General features: G+C 38.8%; 18 protein-coding genes and 1 rRNA gene. 1 reads left to right on the forward strand and 18 read right to left on the reverse strand.

What is annotated here, in order from left to right; translation table 11 throughout:
* Positions 1-5: 5 nt before the first annotated feature.
* Both pcrA and pcrB read right to left on the reverse strand, forming a co-directional pair.
* Positions 6-2,201: a DNA helicase PcrA gene (gene pcrA, locus HCB45_RS12140; protein ID WP_185620063.1), complete on the reverse strand. Its 2,196-nt coding sequence runs from the start codon at positions 2,199-2,201 to the stop codon at positions 6-8.
* 64 nt (positions 2,202-2,265) lie between these two features.
* The gene (pcrB, locus tag HCB45_RS12145) at positions 2,266-2,943 is read right to left on the reverse strand and encodes a heptaprenylglyceryl phosphate synthase (RefSeq protein WP_185319987.1); all 678 of its coding nucleotides are present in this window, start codon (positions 2,941-2,943) and stop codon (positions 2,266-2,268) included.
* A gap of 209 nt (positions 2,944-3,152) precedes the next feature.
* Between pcrB and HCB45_RS12150 the strand changes: the two genes are divergently transcribed.
* The gene (locus HCB45_RS12150) at positions 3,153-4,508 is read left to right on the forward strand and encodes a sodium-dependent transporter (protein ID WP_185319986.1); all 1,356 of its coding nucleotides are present in this window, start codon (positions 3,153-3,155) and stop codon (positions 4,506-4,508) included.
* 43 nt (positions 4,509-4,551) lie between these two features.
* Here the strand turns inward: HCB45_RS12150 and HCB45_RS12155 are convergent, their stop codons facing one another.
* The 16 genes from HCB45_RS12155 to rrf all read right to left on the reverse strand — a co-directional run bounded on the left by HCB45_RS12155 (position 4,552) and on the right by rrf (position 18,963).
* Entirely contained in the window at positions 4,552-4,806 is a 255-nt protein-coding gene (locus HCB45_RS12155; RefSeq protein WP_185319985.1) for a hypothetical protein, read from the reverse strand.
* An 18-nt stretch (positions 4,807-4,824) separates the two neighbouring features.
* On the reverse strand, positions 4,825-5,121 hold the full coding sequence (locus HCB45_RS12160; protein ID WP_003720075.1) for a YerC/YecD family TrpR-related protein: 297 nt from the start codon (positions 5,119-5,121) through the stop codon (positions 4,825-4,827).
* Between the two features lie 137 nt (positions 5,122-5,258).
* Positions 5,259-6,521, reverse strand: coding sequence for a phosphoribosylamine--glycine ligase (gene purD, locus HCB45_RS12165; RefSeq protein ID WP_185620050.1), 1,263 nt, complete (start codon positions 6,519-6,521; stop codon positions 5,259-5,261).
* Positions 6,522-6,547: 26 nt separating this feature from the next.
* Positions 6,548-8,077, reverse strand: a complete 1,530-nt coding sequence (gene purH, locus HCB45_RS12170) for a bifunctional phosphoribosylaminoimidazolecarboxamide formyltransferase/IMP cyclohydrolase (RefSeq protein ID WP_185620052.1) — start codon at positions 8,075-8,077, stop codon at positions 6,548-6,550.
* 5 nt (positions 8,078-8,082) lie between these two features.
* Entirely contained in the window at positions 8,083-8,649 is a 567-nt protein-coding gene (gene purN, locus HCB45_RS12175; protein WP_185620054.1) for a phosphoribosylglycinamide formyltransferase, read from the reverse strand.
* Positions 8,646-9,692: a phosphoribosylformylglycinamidine cyclo-ligase gene (purM, locus tag HCB45_RS12180; RefSeq protein WP_185620056.1), complete on the reverse strand. Its 1,047-nt coding sequence runs from the start codon at positions 9,690-9,692 to the stop codon at positions 8,646-8,648. Before purM ends, purN begins: the two co-directional genes overlap by 4 nt.
* 18 nt (positions 9,693-9,710) lie before the next feature.
* Positions 9,711-11,138 (reverse strand): amidophosphoribosyltransferase, encoded by a 1,428-nt coding sequence (purF, locus tag HCB45_RS12185; protein ID WP_185620059.1) that lies wholly within the window; start codon positions 11,136-11,138, stop codon positions 9,711-9,713.
* Entirely contained in the window at positions 11,123-13,342 is a 2,220-nt protein-coding gene (gene purL, locus HCB45_RS12190) for a phosphoribosylformylglycinamidine synthase subunit PurL (RefSeq protein WP_185620061.1), read from the reverse strand. The genes purF and purL overlap by 16 nt, the downstream gene beginning before the upstream one ends.
* Positions 13,335-14,018, reverse strand: a complete 684-nt coding sequence (gene purQ / locus HCB45_RS12195) for a phosphoribosylformylglycinamidine synthase subunit PurQ (protein ID WP_185319978.1) — start codon at positions 14,016-14,018, stop codon at positions 13,335-13,337. Before purQ ends, purL begins: the two co-directional genes overlap by 8 nt.
* A 3-nt stretch (positions 14,019-14,021) precedes the next feature.
* Positions 14,022-14,267, reverse strand: coding sequence for a phosphoribosylformylglycinamidine synthase subunit PurS (gene purS, locus HCB45_RS12200; RefSeq protein ID WP_185319977.1), 246 nt, complete (start codon positions 14,265-14,267; stop codon positions 14,022-14,024).
* 11 nt (positions 14,268-14,278) lie between these two features.
* Complete coding sequence (purC, locus tag HCB45_RS12205; protein WP_185319976.1) at positions 14,279-14,992, reverse strand: phosphoribosylaminoimidazolesuccinocarboxamide synthase; 714 nt, start codon at positions 14,990-14,992, stop codon at positions 14,279-14,281.
* An 80-nt stretch (positions 14,993-15,072) separates the two neighbouring features.
* A complete protein-coding gene (gene purB / locus HCB45_RS12210; RefSeq protein WP_185319975.1) occupies positions 15,073-16,365 on the reverse strand; it encodes an adenylosuccinate lyase in 1,293 nt (430 codons plus the stop codon).
* An 18-nt stretch (positions 16,366-16,383) separates the two neighbouring features.
* Positions 16,384-17,508: a 5-(carboxyamino)imidazole ribonucleotide synthase gene (gene purK / locus HCB45_RS12215; protein ID WP_185319974.1), complete on the reverse strand. Its 1,125-nt coding sequence runs from the start codon at positions 17,506-17,508 to the stop codon at positions 16,384-16,386.
* Positions 17,501-17,989 (reverse strand): 5-(carboxyamino)imidazole ribonucleotide mutase, encoded by a 489-nt coding sequence (purE, locus tag HCB45_RS12220; protein ID WP_185319973.1) that lies wholly within the window; start codon positions 17,987-17,989, stop codon positions 17,501-17,503. The genes purK and purE overlap by 8 nt, the downstream gene beginning before the upstream one ends.
* A 205-nt stretch (positions 17,990-18,194) precedes the next feature.
* Entirely contained in the window at positions 18,195-18,719 is a 525-nt protein-coding gene (locus tag HCB45_RS12225) for a DUF2179 domain-containing protein (protein ID WP_185319972.1), read from the reverse strand.
* 128 nt (positions 18,720-18,847) lie between these two features.
* A 5S ribosomal RNA gene (rrf, locus tag HCB45_RS12230) occupies positions 18,848-18,963 on the reverse strand.
* Positions 18,964-18,968 lie beyond the last annotated feature (5 nt).

The following is an 18,968-nucleotide window of genomic DNA, read 5'->3' on the forward strand; positions in this document are numbered from 1 at the left end:
CAAATTTATACTTTTTCGATTGGCGCAAATTCTGCGAGCAATCGTTTGACTCCAGTTGGGCTTGGGAATGCAATATCAAGTTCCATTCCGCTACCTTCTCCTTTGACACTTACGACTGTTCCTACGCCCCATTTCTTATGACTAGCTTTATCGCCGACTGTCCAACCGAGTGTTTCCGCTCCAGAAGATTTGTAAGCAGTAGTTGCTTTTTGCGGCATGCGCGGTTTGGCATAAGGTTTATCAGCTGTTAATTTATTTTCATTACCTAATTCTAGTAAGTCACGAGGAATTTCGCCAATAAAGCGAGATTCTTGGTTAGATGATGGGCGCCCATAAAGCATCCGGGAGTACGCGCTCGTTAGGAAAAGTTCTTCTTCTGCTCGAGTAATACCAACGTAAGCAAGTCGGCGCTCTTCTTCCATTTCTTCTTCTTCATAAATAGCTCTAGAATGTGGGAAAATCCCTTCTTCCATCCCAACTAAAAAGACGACTGGGAATTCTAGCCCTTTGGCAGAGTGAAGCGTCATAAGCGTCACAGCACCGTTTTGTTCTTCATTGTCTTCATCTAACTTATCCACATCTGCAACGAGAGCTAAATCAGTTAAAAAGGCAATTAACGTTTTATCGTCATTTTCTTTTTCAAAATTTTGTGTGACAGATAAAAACTCATCGATATTTTCTAAACGTGTTTGTGCTTCAATTGTTCGTTCATTTTTTAGCATTGCTCGGTAACCTGTTTTTTCAAGGATTTCTTCTACTAGTTCGGTTACAGATAAGAAATCTTGCATTTGCGTGAAGCCACGAATTAAATCATGGAAGGCAACTAAGTCTTTGCTTATTTTAGGAGAAATCCCTGCTAATTCGATGCGGTTAAGTACTTCAAATAGACTGAGGTCATAAGTTGTCGCAACATTGTTTAGCTTATCTAATGTGCCTGGTCCAACACCGCGTTTTGGTACGTTAACAATACGGGTCAAACTAATATCATCTTCATTATTACTAATTAAACGTAAATATGCCAAAATATCTTTGATTTCTTTTCTGTCATAGAATTTCGTACCGCCAACCATCGTGTAAGCCATATTCGACTTCATGAAATATTCTTCCATTACACGGGACTGTGCATTGGTTCTATAAAGAATCGCAAAATCAGAAAGTGGTCGATTCGAGTTATTTATTTCTTCTTGAATTTTCATAACCACATAGGCAGCTTCTTCTTTTTCCGTTAGAGCCTTATGATAAAAAATCTTTTTCCCTTCTGCATTACTTGTCCAAAGATTTTTCGGCTTACGATTACCATTGTTTTCAATCACGCGGTTTGCCGCTTCTAAAATACGTTTGGTCGAACGATAATTTTCTTCTAGCAAAATAGTCTTCGCATTAGGGTAATCTTTTTCAAAAGACATAATGTTACTAATATCTGCCCCGCGCCAACCATAGATTGATTGATCCGAATCTCCGACGACGCACAAGTTTTTGAATCTTGAAGCAAGTTGTTTCACGAGTAAATATTGCGCGTGGTTTGTATCTTGGTACTCATCCACATGAATATATTGAAACTTACGCTGATAATATTCTAAAACATCTGGTACGCGTTCAAATAACTGAATCGTTACCATAATTAAATCATCAAAATCGAGTGCTTGGTTTTTCTTAAGTTTCTTTTCATATTTTTCATAGACTTCACCGACCATTTTGTCGTAAAAACCACTTGCTTCTTTAATATATTCGCTTGCTGTTATCAGTTCATTTTTTGCATTGCTAATAGAAGCCAAAATACCCCGTGGTTCAAACTTCTTAGGATCGACATTCTTTTCTTTTAAAATGCCTTTAATAACTGATAATTGGTCACTACCATCTAAAATGGTAAAATTCCGTTCATAACCGATTCTGTCAATATCACGACGTAAAATTCGTACGCACATGGAGTGAAAAGTGGAAATCCAAATTGATTCCGCTTCTCCGCCCATCAAATTGCCAATACGCGATTTCATTTCGCGTGCGGCTTTATTAGTGAACGTAATCGCTAAAATATTATAAGGATTCACGCCACGTTCTCTTACTAAATAAGCTATGCGATGGGTTAATACACGTGTTTTACCACTCCCTGCACCAGCCATAATTAATAGAGGTCCTTCTGTACTTTCTACTGCTTTCCGTTGTTCTGGGTTTAATCCGTCAACTAATTCTTTTGCATTCAATTGCATTTTCCTATACACCACCATACAAACATTTGTTCTTATTTTATCATACTACACTTTATAATCAAACCGTTTTCTTTCCAAAAATAGTTGCGGTTTCTAGTGCTTTTTCTAAATCCTCATAAATAATATTGCCCACAATAATCGTATCCGCGTACTTTGCCATTTCAGCAGCTTGCTCTTTGGAACGGATTCCCCCACCATACCAAAAATCGGTGTCGCTTAAAACTTCACTTACTTTTCTTACTGCTTCCGGATCGCCGTACATACCGCTATATTCAACATAAAAAATCGGCAGATGAAATATATTCTCTGCTAATCTCGCATAAGCAACAATATCTTCATCCGTTAAATCTGTTTTTGCTTCTGTTAAACGGGCAACTTTTGCGTCTTTATTTAAAATAACATAACCTTCTGATGTGACTCGCTTCCAAGGAATAAAATCCCCTAGTTCCTTGATTAAATCTTTGTGTAAACCATGCGTCCATTTACTATTTTCTGTATTTAATACGACTGGAATTAAAAAATGTTCTGCTTCAGGCAAAATCATGGATTCATCGCTTACTTCAAGGAAAATCGGTAAATCTGTTTCAGCTAATAATTCGTACAAATTTTCGACTGCTTCTATTTCTAAATTATCTGTCCCTCCAATGATAAATCCATCGGTTCCAGAATGAATGAGCTTTGTGACACTATTATGAGGTAAATTCTTTGCTGGGTCTAACTTGAATAAATGCTTCATTTGCTTCTCCAATTCTTCTCTATAATGGGATATCTTATTATAGCATTAGTTACATTTCATCGCACCCTTACAATAGGAAATTTTAACTTTTTTTAAGCTTTTTTTACGACTTCTTGTTGGGATAGCTTTTATTTTATGGTATGATGAGGAAAATTTGATTTTATTAATACTTCTAGAGCACTGACATAGAAAAAGGAAATGGGGATATTATGCAAGAAAACAGAGAAGAATGGGGCTCAAAAGTCGGGTTTATATTAGCATCCGCTGGGTCCGCAATAGGAATTGGTGCGATTTGGAAACTGCCTTATGTGGCCGCAACTGCAGGAGGTGGCGCATTTTTCTTATTGTTTTTAATTTTAACCTTACTTGTAGTCATGCCACTTTTGATTGCTGAATTTATGATTGGACGAGGTTCTGGTGGAGATGCAGTTCAAGCTTATAAGACGCTCGCCCCCGGAACAAAATGGAACTTACTTGGAAAATTAGGCGTAGTGGGTGCAAGTATTTTATTTTCATTTTATAGTGTTGTTGGTGGTTGGATTATTACTTATTTAATTAAAACGCTCGCTGGTGGGATTGCCGGAGAAAATCAAGCAAGTTTGCTGCATGATTTTCAAGTGACAACAGCTAATCCGTGGATTTCGGTTGGGGCCACCGTTTTCTTTATTTTACTCAATGTAATTGTAATTAGCCGCGGGGTTGTTAGCGGAATTGAAAAAATGAGCAAGTTTATGATGCCCGCACTTTTTATTTTATTTATAGTTTTAATTATCAGGTCTTTGACACTACCTGGTGCAATGGAAGGTGTCGCATTTTTCTTACGACCCGATTTTAGTCATTTTACTGCTCAAACGGTTCTTATTACTCTTGGTCAGGCGTTCTTTTCACTCAGTGTGGGGATTTCGGTGATGGTTACGTATAGTTCTTATTTGAACCGTTCGACTAGTTTACCTCAGTCAGCGATTTCGGTTTCGCTTATGAATGTGTTTGTTTCGTTACTTGCGGGATTAGCAATTTTCCCAGCGGCATTTTCGTTTAATATTACGCCAGATGCTGGACCAGGATTGCTATTTGTTATTTTACCCTCGATATTTAATCAAATGCCGTTTGGAATGTTGTTCTTTATTATTTTCTTGATTTTATTCTTATTCGCCGCATTAACCTCCAGTTTCTCGATGCTCGAAGCAACTGTTGCGCCACTGATGAATGCTGGCGTTAATCGTAAAAAAGCGAGTCTTTGGATGGGGCTTGTGATTGTGTTAATGGCAATTCCAAGTGCCCTTAGTTTCGGTGTTTGGAGCGATGTTCAGATTTTTGGACTAAGTATTTTTGATGCTGCCGATTATCTTGTGTCGAATATTATCTTGCCAGTTGGTGCTTTATTTATCGCGATTTTTGTTGGTTACCGATTACCTCGTGAGTTGCTTTTAAAAGAATTTACCACGAGCAGCCATTTTGGCAAAAAGGTTTTTATTATTTGGCTCTTTCTCATTAAATATATTGCACCAATCGCGATTATTTTTGTCTTCCTATCCGCGACCGGCTTAATTGATTTTCTGTTTTAACAAAAAAAGCAATCCGCTAATTTTTTTAGCGAGATTGCTTTTTTTATATTGCCATCAGTACGATACTAGTCACACAAATCAAGATTCCACTTAGGCCAATCGCCGTTCCAATTGCTCGTTTTTCTCTAACATTAGCAAGCGTCGTGAAAATAAAACAAACAATAAAGACCCAGTGCCATAGTAAAGAAAAATCAAGCCCAGTGCCAGTGGAAATCATATTAATCACAAAATAAATAACTGCAAGAGCAAGAATAGAGATGATTACAATCTGATAGGTTTTACTATTAAACTTTTTCAATATTAATCCCTACCAATCTTATTCTGGCTTTGTCATTCTTGAAAACACCACATCGTACATATCGTTGCCATAATGAAGTGAACGTTTTACACGTGAAATGGTTGCTGTACTTGCCCCAGTTTCTGATTCAATTACATTATATGTTTTTCCATCATGAAGCATTTTTGCTACTTGGAAACGTTGAGCCATGGACTGTATTTCATTCACTGTACAAACATCATCAAAAAAAGCATAACATTCTTCTAAATTCTCGAGCGTTAAAATCCCTTGGAAGAATTCATCCAATCCTTGTCCACGCAACTTCTCTATTTGCATATCTTTACCTCCAAATAATCTCATATATCCTACTTTCATATTTTAACGTACCAACGCGTAAAATACAAACGTTTCTCTTTACGAAACAAACAAAAAAGTACCATCTAGGAATTTATCCTGAGATAGTACTTTCTTTATTATTCTGCTTTTGTGCCAATATCGATGCGATAAAAGAAATTTGGATTATCCAATTTTTGCATTTCTGGATATAGTAAAGTCCTTGCATCACTCATGGTTTCAGCTTCTTTTGCTAGCAATAACACACGTCCACCATCAGAAATAAAATCGCCATTTTCGTCCTGTTTGGTACCTGCATGATAAATTGCTACATCTTCTGCAACATCATTTAGTCCGGTTATTTTATTTCCTTTTTCATAATGCTCCGGGTAACCAGCGCTTGCTAATACCACACCTAGTGTAAGGCCCGTTTTCTTAAATCGAACATCTGGTTTTTCGTTATGGAGTAAAGCCTCTATAAGCGCTGCAAAATCACTTTCTAAACGTGGTAAGACGACTTGTGTTTCTGGATCCCCAAATCGTGCATTAAATTCAATTACTTTTGGACCTTCTGCGGTTAGGATAAGGCCTGCATATAGAATTCCGCGGAAGTAACGGCCTTCTTCTACCATTCCTTTTGCTGCTGGGCGAAGGATTTTTTGGACAGCTTCTTCTATTACAACTTCAGAAATATGTGGCACGGGAGAATAGGCACCCATTCCACCAGTATTGGGTCCTTTATCGCCTTCATAAGCACGTTTATGGTCTTGCGCAATTGCCATTGGATAAACTTCTTCTCCGTTTACAAAAGCCATCAAAGAAAACTCTTCTCCTGCTAAGAAGTCCTCGATAACGACCTTAAGAGATGCGTCACCGAATTTTTCTTCTAACATCATATCTTTTAACGCAAGAACTGCTTCTTCCATTTCTAGCGCTACTGTGACTCCTTTTCCGGCAGCGAGTCCGTCTGCTTTAATAACGATTGGCACACCGCGCTCATCCAAGTATGCTTTAGCTTCTGCATAATCGGTAAAGGTTCTTGATGCTGCCGTTGGAATAGCATATTTCTCCATAAATTGTTTCGCAAAATCTTTACTACCTTCAATTAAAGCTGCATTTGCTTTTGGCCCAAATGCTTTAATTCCTGCTTCTTCTAGAGCATCGACAACACCTTCCAAAAGAGGTACTTCAGGTCCAACGATAACAAAAGCAATTTCTGCCTTTTTAGCAAAATCAATTAAACCTGCTTTATCTGTCTCAGAAATAGCTACTAATTGAATGTCATCTATACACATTCCGTCATTTCCCGGAGCGCAATATACTTTTTCGACATTGTTTGATTCTAGCAATTTTTTACTAATAGCATGTTCTCGACCGCCGCTACCAACTACTAATAAATTCATTTAATGACACGTCCTTTTTATGAGGATTAATGTTTGAAATGGCGTACATGTGTTAGAACCATGGAAATACCATATTTATCAGCCATTGCAATTGATTCTTTATCTTTGATTGATCCACCAGGTTGAATAATCGCTGTAATGCCTGCTTTTGCCGCAGCTTCAACTGTATCATCCATCGGGAAAAAGGCATCGGAAGCCAGTACAGCACCTTTTGCTTTTTCACCAGCTTGTTCTATTGCGATTAAGGCTGAACCGATTCGATTCATTTGACCAGCGCCAATTCCAAGCGTTTGTTTTTCTGAGCCAACAACAATCGCATTGGATTTGACATGTTTTACAATTTTCCACTGAGCTAGTAAAGCTTTCATTTCTGAGTCGGTTGGTTGTTTTTCTGTCACTACTTCATAACTTGTTGTATCTTCTACAAGAGCATCATTCGCTTGAATAAGAAGCCCGCCATTTACAGAAGTTTTCTCGAAACCTTTTACGGAACTCGCAAATGGAACAGTTAACAAGCGAATATTTTTCTTTTTCGCTAAAATCGCAAATGCTTCTTCAGAAAAACTTGGTGCAATGATGATTTCTAAGAAAATTTTGCTCATATGTTCTGCTGTTTTCGCATCGACTTCTTTATTTAAGGCAACAATTCCTCCAAAAATAGACGTTTCATCTGCTTCGTAAGCTTTCAAATAAGCTTCTTCAATAGTTTCACCAACGCCAACACCGCATGGATTCATATGTTTTACTGCAACCGCAACTGGCTCCGTAAATTCACTAGCAATTTTAAGGGCTGCATCTGCATCACGAATATTGTTATAAGATAACTCTTTACCGTGCAACTGTTTCGCAGCACTAATCGAGTTTTCTACTGTACCAGGATCTGTATAAAAAGCTGCATCTTGGTGAGGATTTTCACCGTAGCGCAAGACTTGTTTTCGATTGTAAGTGAACGTCACTTTTTCTGGGAATGTTTCTCCAGTGATGTTCGTTAAGTATTCTGCAATTAAAGCATCATAGGCCGCTGTGTGTCGGAATACTTTCGCAGCTAGACGTTGGCGCGTTTCAAAAGTAGTTGCACCATGTTCTTGTAGTTCTGTGAGTACTGTATCGTAGTCCGCTGTATCAACCACTACCGTTACCGCCGCATAATTTTTCGCAGCTGAGCGTAACATCGAAGGTCCGCCAATATCAATATTTTCAATCGCTTCTTCTAAAGTAACACCAGGTTTTTGAATCGTTTCTTGGAAAGGATATAAATTAACGATGACTAAATCAATTGGCTTGATATCGTGTGCTGCAATAGCTTCCATATGTTCAGCTGTATCGCGTCTTGCTAGTAACCCGCCATGAATTGCTGGATGAAGTGTTTTTACGCGGCCATCAAGCATTTCGGGAAATTCAGTTACTTCTTCTATTCCAGTTACTGGTACGCCAGCTCGTTCAAATGCCGCTTTTGTTCCACCGGTCGAAATAATTTCTACTCCAAGTTCTACTAATTTTTCTGCAAATGGCACGATGCCGTTTTTATCTGACACACTAATAAGCGCTCTTTTCATGATAATTAATCGTTCCCTCCATTTTGAATTAATCCTCGAATCACTTTTGGATAAAAAATATGTTCTACTTGATGAATTTTTTCAGCTAAAGTATCTACAGTTTCTGTTTTAGCGATTGCTACTTTGACCTGGTCGATTATTGGTCCTGTATCCATCCCGGCATCCACGAAATGAGCTGTAACACCAGTTTCTGATACTTTCGCTTCGATAGCTTGACCAATCGCGTCTTTCCCTTTGAATGCAGGTAATAACGACGGATGCAAGTTAACAATTTGTTCAGGGAATTCTGCAAGTAACGTAGGCCCTATCAAACGCATATAACCCGCAAGCACTAATAAATCAATTTCCAAACCGCGCAGTTCTAATAAAATTTCGGTTTCAAAAGCCTCTTTATCTGGATAATTTTTCACATCAAATAGGAAAACCGGAATATTTTGCATGTTTGCGCGTTCTACAACATAGGCGTTTGGTTTATCACAGACAAGTAGCTTCACATGAGGCTTAATGAGCTCATCATCTACTAAAGCTTGAAAATTCGAGCCATTACCAGAAGCAAAAATAGCTATATTCATCCGTTTGCGCCTCCGAAAATAACAGCATCATCAAAACGCGTTGTAACTTCTCCAATAACATAAGCCGCTTCCCCGTTTTGAACAAGTACTTCTAATGTTTTTTCGACATCCTCTTTCGCAACTGCCAACACCATGCCAATGCCCATATTGAAAATTTCATACATTTCAAGTTCGCTCAATTGACCATATTTTTTCATTACATCAAAAATTGGAAGAACCGGCCACGAGCCAAGCTCCACTTTGACAGCTAAATCATTTGTTAACATCCGCGGTAAATTCTCTACAAATCCGCCACCTGTCACATGAGTAATACCGTGAACATCCACTGCTTTTAAAACTTCTAAAACTGGCTTCACGTAAATGCGTGTCGGCTTAAGTAACTCTTCCACAAGTGGCACATCTAGTTCCGTGAACATTTCATTTAACTTAAAGTCATTATCTTTAAAGAAAATTTTTCGAACTAGTGAGTAACCATTACTATGAATTCCGCTCGACGGGATACCAATGAGCGTATCTCCTTCTTTGACTGCACCTTCTGTAATCAGTTTCTTTTTCTCGACAGCTCCGACAGTAAAACCTGCTAAATCATAATCGTCTGACCCGTACATATCAGGCATTTCAGCGGTTTCCCCGCCAATTAAAGCAGCACCAGCTTGTTCACAGCCGTCAGCTACCCCTTTAACAATTTGTTCCATTTTAACAGGATCTGTCTTCCCTGTTGCAATATAATCTAAGAAAAATAATGGCTCGGCACCTTGAGCTAAAATGTCATTCACGCACATTGCCACGCAGTCAATCCCAATCGTATCATGCTTATCTGCTTCAATAGCCAAAAGCAATTTTGTTCCAACACCATCTGTACCAGAAACAAGAACGGGTTCTTTTAAATTCAAACTACTTAAGTCAAACATGCCACCAAAAGAACCGAGTGCACCAATTGCGCCCATCCGCTCTGTTCTAGCTACATGCTTTTTGATACGCTCGACTACTTGATAGCCAGCATCTACATCCACGCCTGCTTTACTATATGCATTCTCTGCCATTCGATTTGTCACTCCTCATTATTTTTCTGCTTCTAAGCTCGCTAAATATTCTGCTTCATAATCGTATAAAGGGGTTGGATAATCACCATTAAAATAAGCCATGCAAAGTCCCCCGTAAGGTTCGTTCGGATAAGGTTTGCCAATGGACTCTACTAAACCTTCTTCACTCAAATACTCTAAAGAATCAGCTCCAATAATTCGACAAATTTCATCAACGGAATAATTAGAAGCGATTAATTCATTTCTTGTTTGAATATCAATTCCATAAAAACAAGGGTAAGCAAGTGGTGGAGAAGCAATTCTCACGTGAACTTCCGCCGCTCCTGCTTCTCGTAAAAGCTGGACAATCCGTTTACTTGTCGTCCCGCGAACGATTGAATCATCAATCATGACAACTCGTTTACCTTCCACAACACCTCGCACGGCAGAAAGCTTCATTCTAACGCCTTGTTCCCTAAGTTCTTGCGATGGCTGAATAAAAGTTCTTGCCACATATCTATTTTTGATGAGACCAAGTTCGTACGGCAGTCCGGCTTCTTCTGCATATCCAATCGCCGCAGAAATACTTGAATCCGGCACACCTGTCACTACATCCGCATCAATAAATGCTTCTTTTGCGAGTCTTTTCCCAGAACGCTTTCTGGCTGAGTGAACATTAATTCCAGCAATATTAGAGTCCGGACGAGCAAAATAAATATATTCCATACTACAAATCGAATGCGTCACATTTTCCGTGAATTTTTCAATCCGCAGTCCATCATTATTAATAATAATCAGTTCACCTGGCTCCACATCACGGACAAATTCAGCGCCAACCGTTTCAAAAGCACAGGTTTCAGAAGCAACTACATAAGAATCGCCAATTCGACCAATCGAAAGCGGTCTAAAGCCATTTGGATCAAGTGCGGCGTACATTGTATCTTCTGTAAGTAACATGTATGCAAAGCCACCTTTGACCTTGTTTAAAGCTACTTTTAAATCTTCTACAAAATCACCAGTATGGCTGCGTTTAATTAAATGCGCTAATACTTCCGTGTCCGAACTTGTTTGAAAGATAGCTCCTTCTTCTTCTAATTCGCGGCGTAAAGTCTTCGCATTCACTAAATTCCCATTATGCGCAAGTGCAAGTGAAGAACTGTGAAAATGAAATAAAAATGGTTGTACGTTTCCTAAGTTTTTTTGACCAGCTGTCGCATAACGAACGTGGCCAATTGCTGCCTTACCATTTAAATCGTCTAGTTCACCGTGCTTAAATACATCTGCTAAAAGCCCAAGATTCCGATGCCCTTTTAACGTTTCTCCGTCTGTTGAAACAATTCCGGCACCTTCTTGACCGCGATGTTGTAAACTATGCAACCCATAGTAAGTGATTTCCGCTGCATTAGGATGATCCCAAATACCAAAAATACCACATTCTTCATTAAGTCCTTTTACTTCAGCAAGCATGGAAAAGCCCCTTCCCAAATAGATCGTAAATCAGATGTACTCACAGTTACTAGCTCTTCTTTATGCTTCACACGAATCGTTTCATCTGCTGTTACTACACCAAGACGATATACTTTTTCTAGTTCCATTAATTTAGCAAAAGCTGCTTCATTTTCTGGTTTTACCGATACTAAGAAACGTGATTGCGATTCACTGAAAAGTTGATTTAACTCAAACGGTACTTCTACATCAGCACCAAGGCCTGCTTTAAAAGTCGCTTCCGCAAGCGCAACACCAAATCCGCCTTCTGCCAAATCATGACTAGAAGCAACCAATCCTTCTTGAATCGCAGTTAGAAGTAATTGTTGGTATTTTTTCTCTGTCGCTAAATTTAATTCTGGCGCGCGTCCGCTAATTTTTCCTTGTTGTAATTTCTGTAATTCCGAGCCGCTATATTCAGCTTTTGTTTCACCAATTAAGAAAATCACATCGCCACTATTTTTAAAATCTTGTGTTGTAATGTGTGACAAATCTTCTACTAAACCAACCATCCCAATCACCGGCGTTGGATAAATTCCCGTACCATCTGTTTCATTATAAAGCGATACATTTCCCGAAATAACAGGCGTATCAAGTTCTAAACAAGCTGCGCTAATGCCATCTGCTGCTTTTTCAATTTCCCAAAAAATTTCTGGTTTTTCAGGATTACCAAAATTAAGTCCATCTGTAATTGCTAATGGCTTTCCGCCAGAACAAACGATATTGCGCGCCGCTTCCGCAACCGCTATCGCTCCACCCACTTCTGGATCAAGATACAGATAGCGTGAGTTACAATCTGTTGTCATCGCAATTGCTTTCTCTGTTCCACGCACACGAACAATCGCCGCATCCGACCCAGGTACAACTGCTGTATCCGTCCGAACTTGGTAATCATATTGTTCATAAATATGTCGTTTACTTGCAATCGTTGGCTGAGCAAGCAGCTCCTTCCAAACTTCTAACACATCTTCAATAACCGGCACAAATGCTTCCTCTTCTTGGAAAGCTTGATAACGAGCTGGCTCTTTCGAAGGCTTATGATAAACAGGTGCATCTTCTGCAAGTGCATCAACAGGAACATTCGCAACCACTTCACCGTGATGAATAATTTTGTACATTTTATCATCCGTTACTTGACCAATCACAACTGCTTCTAAACCATAACGTTCAAATAATGCTTGAATTTCTTCCACATGTCCTTTTTTCACACATAAAAGCATTCGTTCTTGCGATTCAGAAAGCAACATTTCATACGGTGTCATATGTAGTTCACGTTGCGGCACATCGTCCATAATTAATTCCAGTCCAGCACCTGCTTTTGACGCCATTTCGGAACTTGAGCTAACAAGCCCAGCAGCTCCCATATCTTGAATTCCCACTAAAATATCCGAATGATCACGAATCACATCTAAACATGCTTCAAGCAATAATTTCTCCATAAAAGGATCACCCACTTGTACAGCAGAGCGTTGTTGTTCGCCTTCTTCACTAAACTCTACAGATGCAAAAGTCGCGCCGTGAATCCCGTCACGACCAGTTTTAGCACCAACATACATAACAGGATTGCCAATTCCTTTTGCTTGTCCCTTTTGAATATCTTTTGCTTCAATTAAACCGACACACATTGCATTAACTAGCGGATTTTTCGTATAACAAGGATCAAATTGGATTTCGCCACCAACAGTTGGGATCCCAATAGAGTTGCCATACCCAGCAATCCCCGCAACCACTTCACTAACTAAATACTTTGCATGCGATGTATCTAATTCACCAAAACGAAGTGAATTAAGCATTGCAATCGGTCTAGCTCCCATCGAAAATACATCACGAATAATTCCTCCAACACCCGTTGCTGCTCCTTGATAGGGCTCCACATAAGAAGGGTGATTATGACTTTCCACTTTAAAAGCAACACCAAGACCATCGCCTATATCTACAATCCCAGCACCTTCGCCCGGACCCTGCAATACTTGTTTTCCTTCTGTAGGAAATTTCCTTAGTACCGGTTTAGAATTTTTATAACTACAATGTTCCGACCACATAACGGAGAAAAGTCCAGTCTCTGTATAATTAGGCTCACGTCCAAGAATGGAACAAACAAGCTCATACTCATTATCCGTTAAACCCATTTCTTGATAAATCTTTTGTTCTTTAATTTCTTTTGTCGTTGGTTCCAAGTTAGGCATTTACTCGTTCCTCCTTCCAAGCTTTTACAACGGACTCGAAAAGTCTTAAACCATCAGTACCGCCAATAATTTCTTCTACCGCACGCTCTGGATGTGGCATCATTCCAAGCACGTTCCCGCGTTCATTTACGATACCAGCAATATCCGCACGACTGCCATTTGGATTCACGCTATCATATGTAAACACAATTTGGTTATTATCTTTTAATTTTAAAAGTGTTTCGTCATCACAGTAATAATTACCTTCCCCGTGAGCAACTGGAACTTGGATAATTTCGCCTTCTTCATAAAGTTTTGTGAACATCGTATCCGCATTTGCCACACGAAGCGGCACTGTTTTACAAATAAAATGCAAATTATTATTTCTAATTAACGCACCTGGCAGCAAACCAATTTCCGTTAAAATCTGAAATCCATTACAAACACCAAGCACTGGTTTTCCCATTTCAGCAAAGCGCAAAACTTCTGGCATAATACTTGAAAATTTTGCAATCGCACCAGTTCGCAAGTAATCTCCGTAAGAAAATCCACCTGGAAGTAACACCGCATCAAAACCTGCAAGACTTGTTTCCGCATGCCATACATATTCTGCCTCCTCGCCAAGAGAATCGCGAATCGCATGTAGCATGTCAAGATCACAATTAGAACCTGGGAACTGAATGACAGCAAATTTCATCGTTTACGCCTCCTCAATTTCATATCGGTAATCTTCCATCACCGGATTGGTTAACAGTTTATCGCACATTTCATTTAATACTTCATGAATATCTCTTTCTGACTTCGCTACTTTAAGTTCCATAAATTTACCAATACGAACATCTTCTACTTCCACGTAACCCATGCTTTTCGCTGCATCTTTTACTGCAACACCTTGTGGATCTAATACGCTTTTCTTTAAAGTGACATAAACTTTGACATTATACATTTTGTGGCCTCCTAGTTTTGAACTTGCTTTAATCTATTCAATACTTCTGTATACACATCTGTTAAATTGCCAATATTCCGACGAAAGACATCCTTATCGAGCTTTTGATTTGTTTCTTTGTCCCAAAGTCTGCATGTATCTGGTGAAATTTCATCTGCTAGTAAAATATTTCCATCCGCATCACGACCAAATTCTAATTTAAAATCAATGAGAGTAATATTCATTTGATTAAATAAAGTCTGCAATGCTTCATTAATAGTACGAGCTGCCTTTCGAATCGTTTCCATCTCAAGCTTTGTCGCAATTCCGAGATACAACACATGATCGTCATTAATAAACGGATCATCTAAGGCGTCATCTTTATAATAAAATTCCACAATCGCATTTGGAATTTCCTCCCCTTCTTCTTTACCAAGACGTTTCGCAAGACTACCAGCCATCACATTACGAACAACTACTTCAAGTGGAATAATTGACACCTCTTTCACCAATTGCTCCGTTTCCGAAATCATTCGGATAAAATGACTCTTTATTCCCGCTTCTGCTATATGGGAAAAAATAAGCGATGTAATTTGGTTATTAAGCTGACCCTTACCAGCAAAAGATTCTTTTCGTAAGCCATTGAGCGCCGTTGCATCATCTTTATAAGCCACACGCAAGACCCCAGCTTCTTCTGTTTTAAAAAGTCGTTTTACCTTTCCTTCATAAACCAATTCATTAGTCACGATAATTTATCTCCTTATAAAGTACTTAACCTCTTTGAAAAAATAAATATCAAAGAGGTTAGGTTGTATTCTGCCCGTAATTATAATCCTAAGCGATCAAAAATTAAGTCGACATTCTTCAGATGATAGTTGTAATCAAAACAGTCTGCAATTTCTTCTGCAGATAGATTTTCAGTAATAGTTGCATCTTGTTCTACTAATTCACGAAATGGTACTTGTTGTTCCCAAGCTTCCATCGCTCTTGGTTGCACGACATCATAAGCCGCCTCACGAGCTAAACCTTTATCAATGAGCGCTAGTAATACGCGCTGTGAGTAAATAAGCCCAAGCGTTCTGTCCATATTGCGCTTCATATTTTCTGGGAAGACCGTCAAGTTTTTCACAATATTACCAAAACGATTTAAAATATAATCTAATAAAATAGTTGAATCCGGTAAAATAATTCGTTCTGCTGAGCTATGAGAAATATCACGTTCATGCCAAAGCGGTACATTTTCATAAGCAGTAACCATATGCCCACGAATAACGCGAGCTAGTCCAGTTACATTTTCAGAACCAATTGGATTACGTTTATGCGGCATTGCGGACGAACCTTTTTGTCCTTTTGCAAAGAATTCTTCTACTTCGCGTACTTCACTTTTTTGTAGTGCACGTACTTCGACTGCAAATTTTTCGACAGAAGTAGCAATTAAAGCAAGCGTTGCAAGATATTCTGCGTGACGATCACGTTGCAATGTTTGCGTTGAAATCGGCGCTGGAGTAGTTCCTAGTTTTTCACAAACATATGCTTCCACAAAAGGATCAATGTTAGCATAAGTCCCAACAGCTCCGGAAATCTTTCCGAACTCTACACCGTCAGCAGCAAAGTTAAACCGTTCTAAATTACGTTTCATTTCCTCGTACCATAGAGCAAGTTTTAAACCAAAAGTAGTTGGCTCCGCGTGAACACCGTGCGTACGACCCATCGTTACTGTATATTTATGTTCTTTCGCTTTTTCGCCAATAATCGCAATGAAATTCTCCAAGTCTTTTCTTAAAATTTCATTTGCTTGTTTGAGTAAGTAAGAATTCGCTGTATCTACTACATCTGTTGAAGTTAAGCCATAATGAACCCATTTACGTTCCTCACCAAGCGACTCAGAAACCGAACGAGTGAACGCCACCACATCATGTCTCGTTTCTAGCTCAATCTCATGAATACGTTCCACATCAAACTTCGCATTAGCACGAATCTTCGCTACGTCTTCTTTCGGAATATCACCAAGCTCTGCCCAAGCTTCACAAGCCAAAATTTCTACTTCTAGCCAAGCCTGATAACGGTTTTGTTCTGTCCAAATGTTGCCCATTTCTTTACGAGTATAACGTTCTAACATCCTTTTTAATTCCTCCAGTTACTTCCAAATTTGCGTTTCTTCTATATCACTCAATACCGCTTTTGGTTCATCAGTCAAGATAGTTATATGACCCATTTTGCGATTAATTTTAGCTTCTTTTTTACCATAATAATGTACAAACCAATGTGGATAATCTATCATTTGTTCATTCACTGCCTCCACATGTTGCCCTAAAATATTGACCATTAACGCTGGTTTCAATAGCTCAGGTTTTACGAGCGGTAAGCCAACTATCGCACGAATATGCTGTGTGAACTGCGAAATCGAACAAGCTTCAATCGTAAAATGTCCTGAGTTATGAGGTCGCGGAGCAAGTTCATTTACATAAATCGCCCCAGAACTAGTCACAAACATTTCTACAGCTAAAACACCACATAATTGAAGTACATCAGCTAATTTTTTAGCAATTTCTTCCGCTTCTTCATGGACATCCGCTGCTACTTTGGCTGGTGCAATAGTCGTATGCAAAATATTGTTTACATGAACATTCTCAGCTACTGGGAATGTTTCCACTTGTCCATTTAAGTTACGCGCAACAATCACAGAAATTTCTTTTTCAAAAGGAATCCAAGCTTCTAACACACAAGAACCGTAACGCAACAATTGTGCCGCATCCTCAATATCACTTGCACTGTGAATAACAACTTGTCCCTTCCCATCATATCCGCCTTGCGCTGTTTTTAAGACAGCAGGATAACCAATACTTCTTATCTCATTTTCGATTTCTTCTTTATCAACAATTACAGCATATGGCGCAATATTAATGTTAGCAGATTCTAAATAAGCCTTTTCTAAAATTCTGTCTTGCGTAATCGAAAGTAATTCCGATCCTTGTGGGACAGATACTAAGTTTTGCGTCATTTTTAAAGCATCATAGTCGATATTTTCAAACTCATAAGTAACTACATCTGCTTTTTCGGAAAGTTCGCGTAATGCTACTTTATCATCATAATCAGCTACGACTTGTTCATCGCTTACTTGAGCTGCTGGACAATCTGCTGTAGGATCTAAAACAATAATTCGATAACCCATTGCTTTTGCAGCTATCGCTAGCATACGTCCTAATTGTCCACCACCGATGATACCAATTGTACTATTTGTCAGTAAAAATTTTTTATCCAAGAGAATCACTACTTTCCAGAACTGTTTCTTCTAGTGTAGCACGTCTTTTTTGTAATCTGTTAGTAATTGCATCGTCCGTTATAGATAAAATTTGTGCGGCTAGAAGTCCAGCATTTACTGCACCACTTTCTCCAATAGCAACTGTCGCTACCGGAACACCTCCAGGCATCTGTACAATAGAAAGTAACGAATCCATTCCATTCAACGCTTTTGATTTAATTGGCACACCAATTACAGGCAAAGTCGTCTTTGCTGCAACCATACCTGGCAAATGCGCCGCGCCCCCAGCACCGGCAATAATAATTTTTAAACCACGTTCCCGCGCTTGTTCTGCATATTGAAACATTAAATCTGGTGTACGATGAGCAGAAACCACTTTTTTCTCATAAGCTATGTCTAATTCATCTAATACATCACATGCTTTTTTCATTGTATCCCAATCTGAGGTACTCCCCATAATGACACCAATTACAGCAGGCATTACGTGATCAACTCCTTAATAATCTCTTTTCGACTCTTTCATTCTAACAATAGGTACGATAAAAGTCAACGTAAAATCGAACATTTAATTGTTACATTTTATTAACGTTCGTGTTTAGGGCGTATTTGGTCTTTTTACTAGCATTATGTATCCAATTTCACCAAATAAATAAAAAAAGAAGCTACCATCATAGGTAAGCTTCTCTTCATTTCCGAACCTGTTTAACCCAAAAACCACCATGGATTTGTTTTGGCTCAGAAGAAACAATAAATGCACCATTATCAATTTCAATAATATGTTTATATAATTTCCGCTCATTTTTTCTTTGTGTCAAAATTTCAAGCATCATCCGTTCACCATCACGACCACTCGCAAGCCAACTAGTAACCCCATATCCTAAATCACGAATTTGATTTGGCAAGTCTAAGTTATATTCTTTTGTAATAACGTTCACTGTAATATACCCTAAAGCAATTCGCTCTTCAATTTTCATACCAACGATAATTCCTACGCCAAATCCAATTGCATACGCTAAAACATTGGCAATATTATTTAAGTTATCCAAAACCAAACTAAGGGCAACTACATAGATAATCATTTCAAACACACTTGAAAGAGCAGCTAAATAACGATAACCTTTCATCGTCAAAAGTAACCTCACCGTATAAATCGTCACATACAAAATATTTACAATAAAAATAGTAACCACTATAAATATACTGTTATCCACTAAAATACCCCCCACCAAAAAACTGCATTTCATTGTGAGTCTTTTACTAATATAACATCCAATAAGGTAGCTGACAAAAGAAACACCTCAACAAAAAAAGTCCTAAATAATTAGGACTTTGTTAGATTGCCCGGCAGCGACCTACTCTCGCAGGGGGAAGCCCCCAACTACCATTGGCGCAGAGAAGCTTAACTACCGTGTTCGGGATGGGAACGGGTGTGACCTTCTCGCCATAACTACCAGACAATA

The organism is Listeria farberi (assembly GCF_014229245.1).
Taxonomy (GTDB): Bacteria; Bacillota; Bacilli; order Lactobacillales; family Listeriaceae; genus Listeria; species Listeria farberi.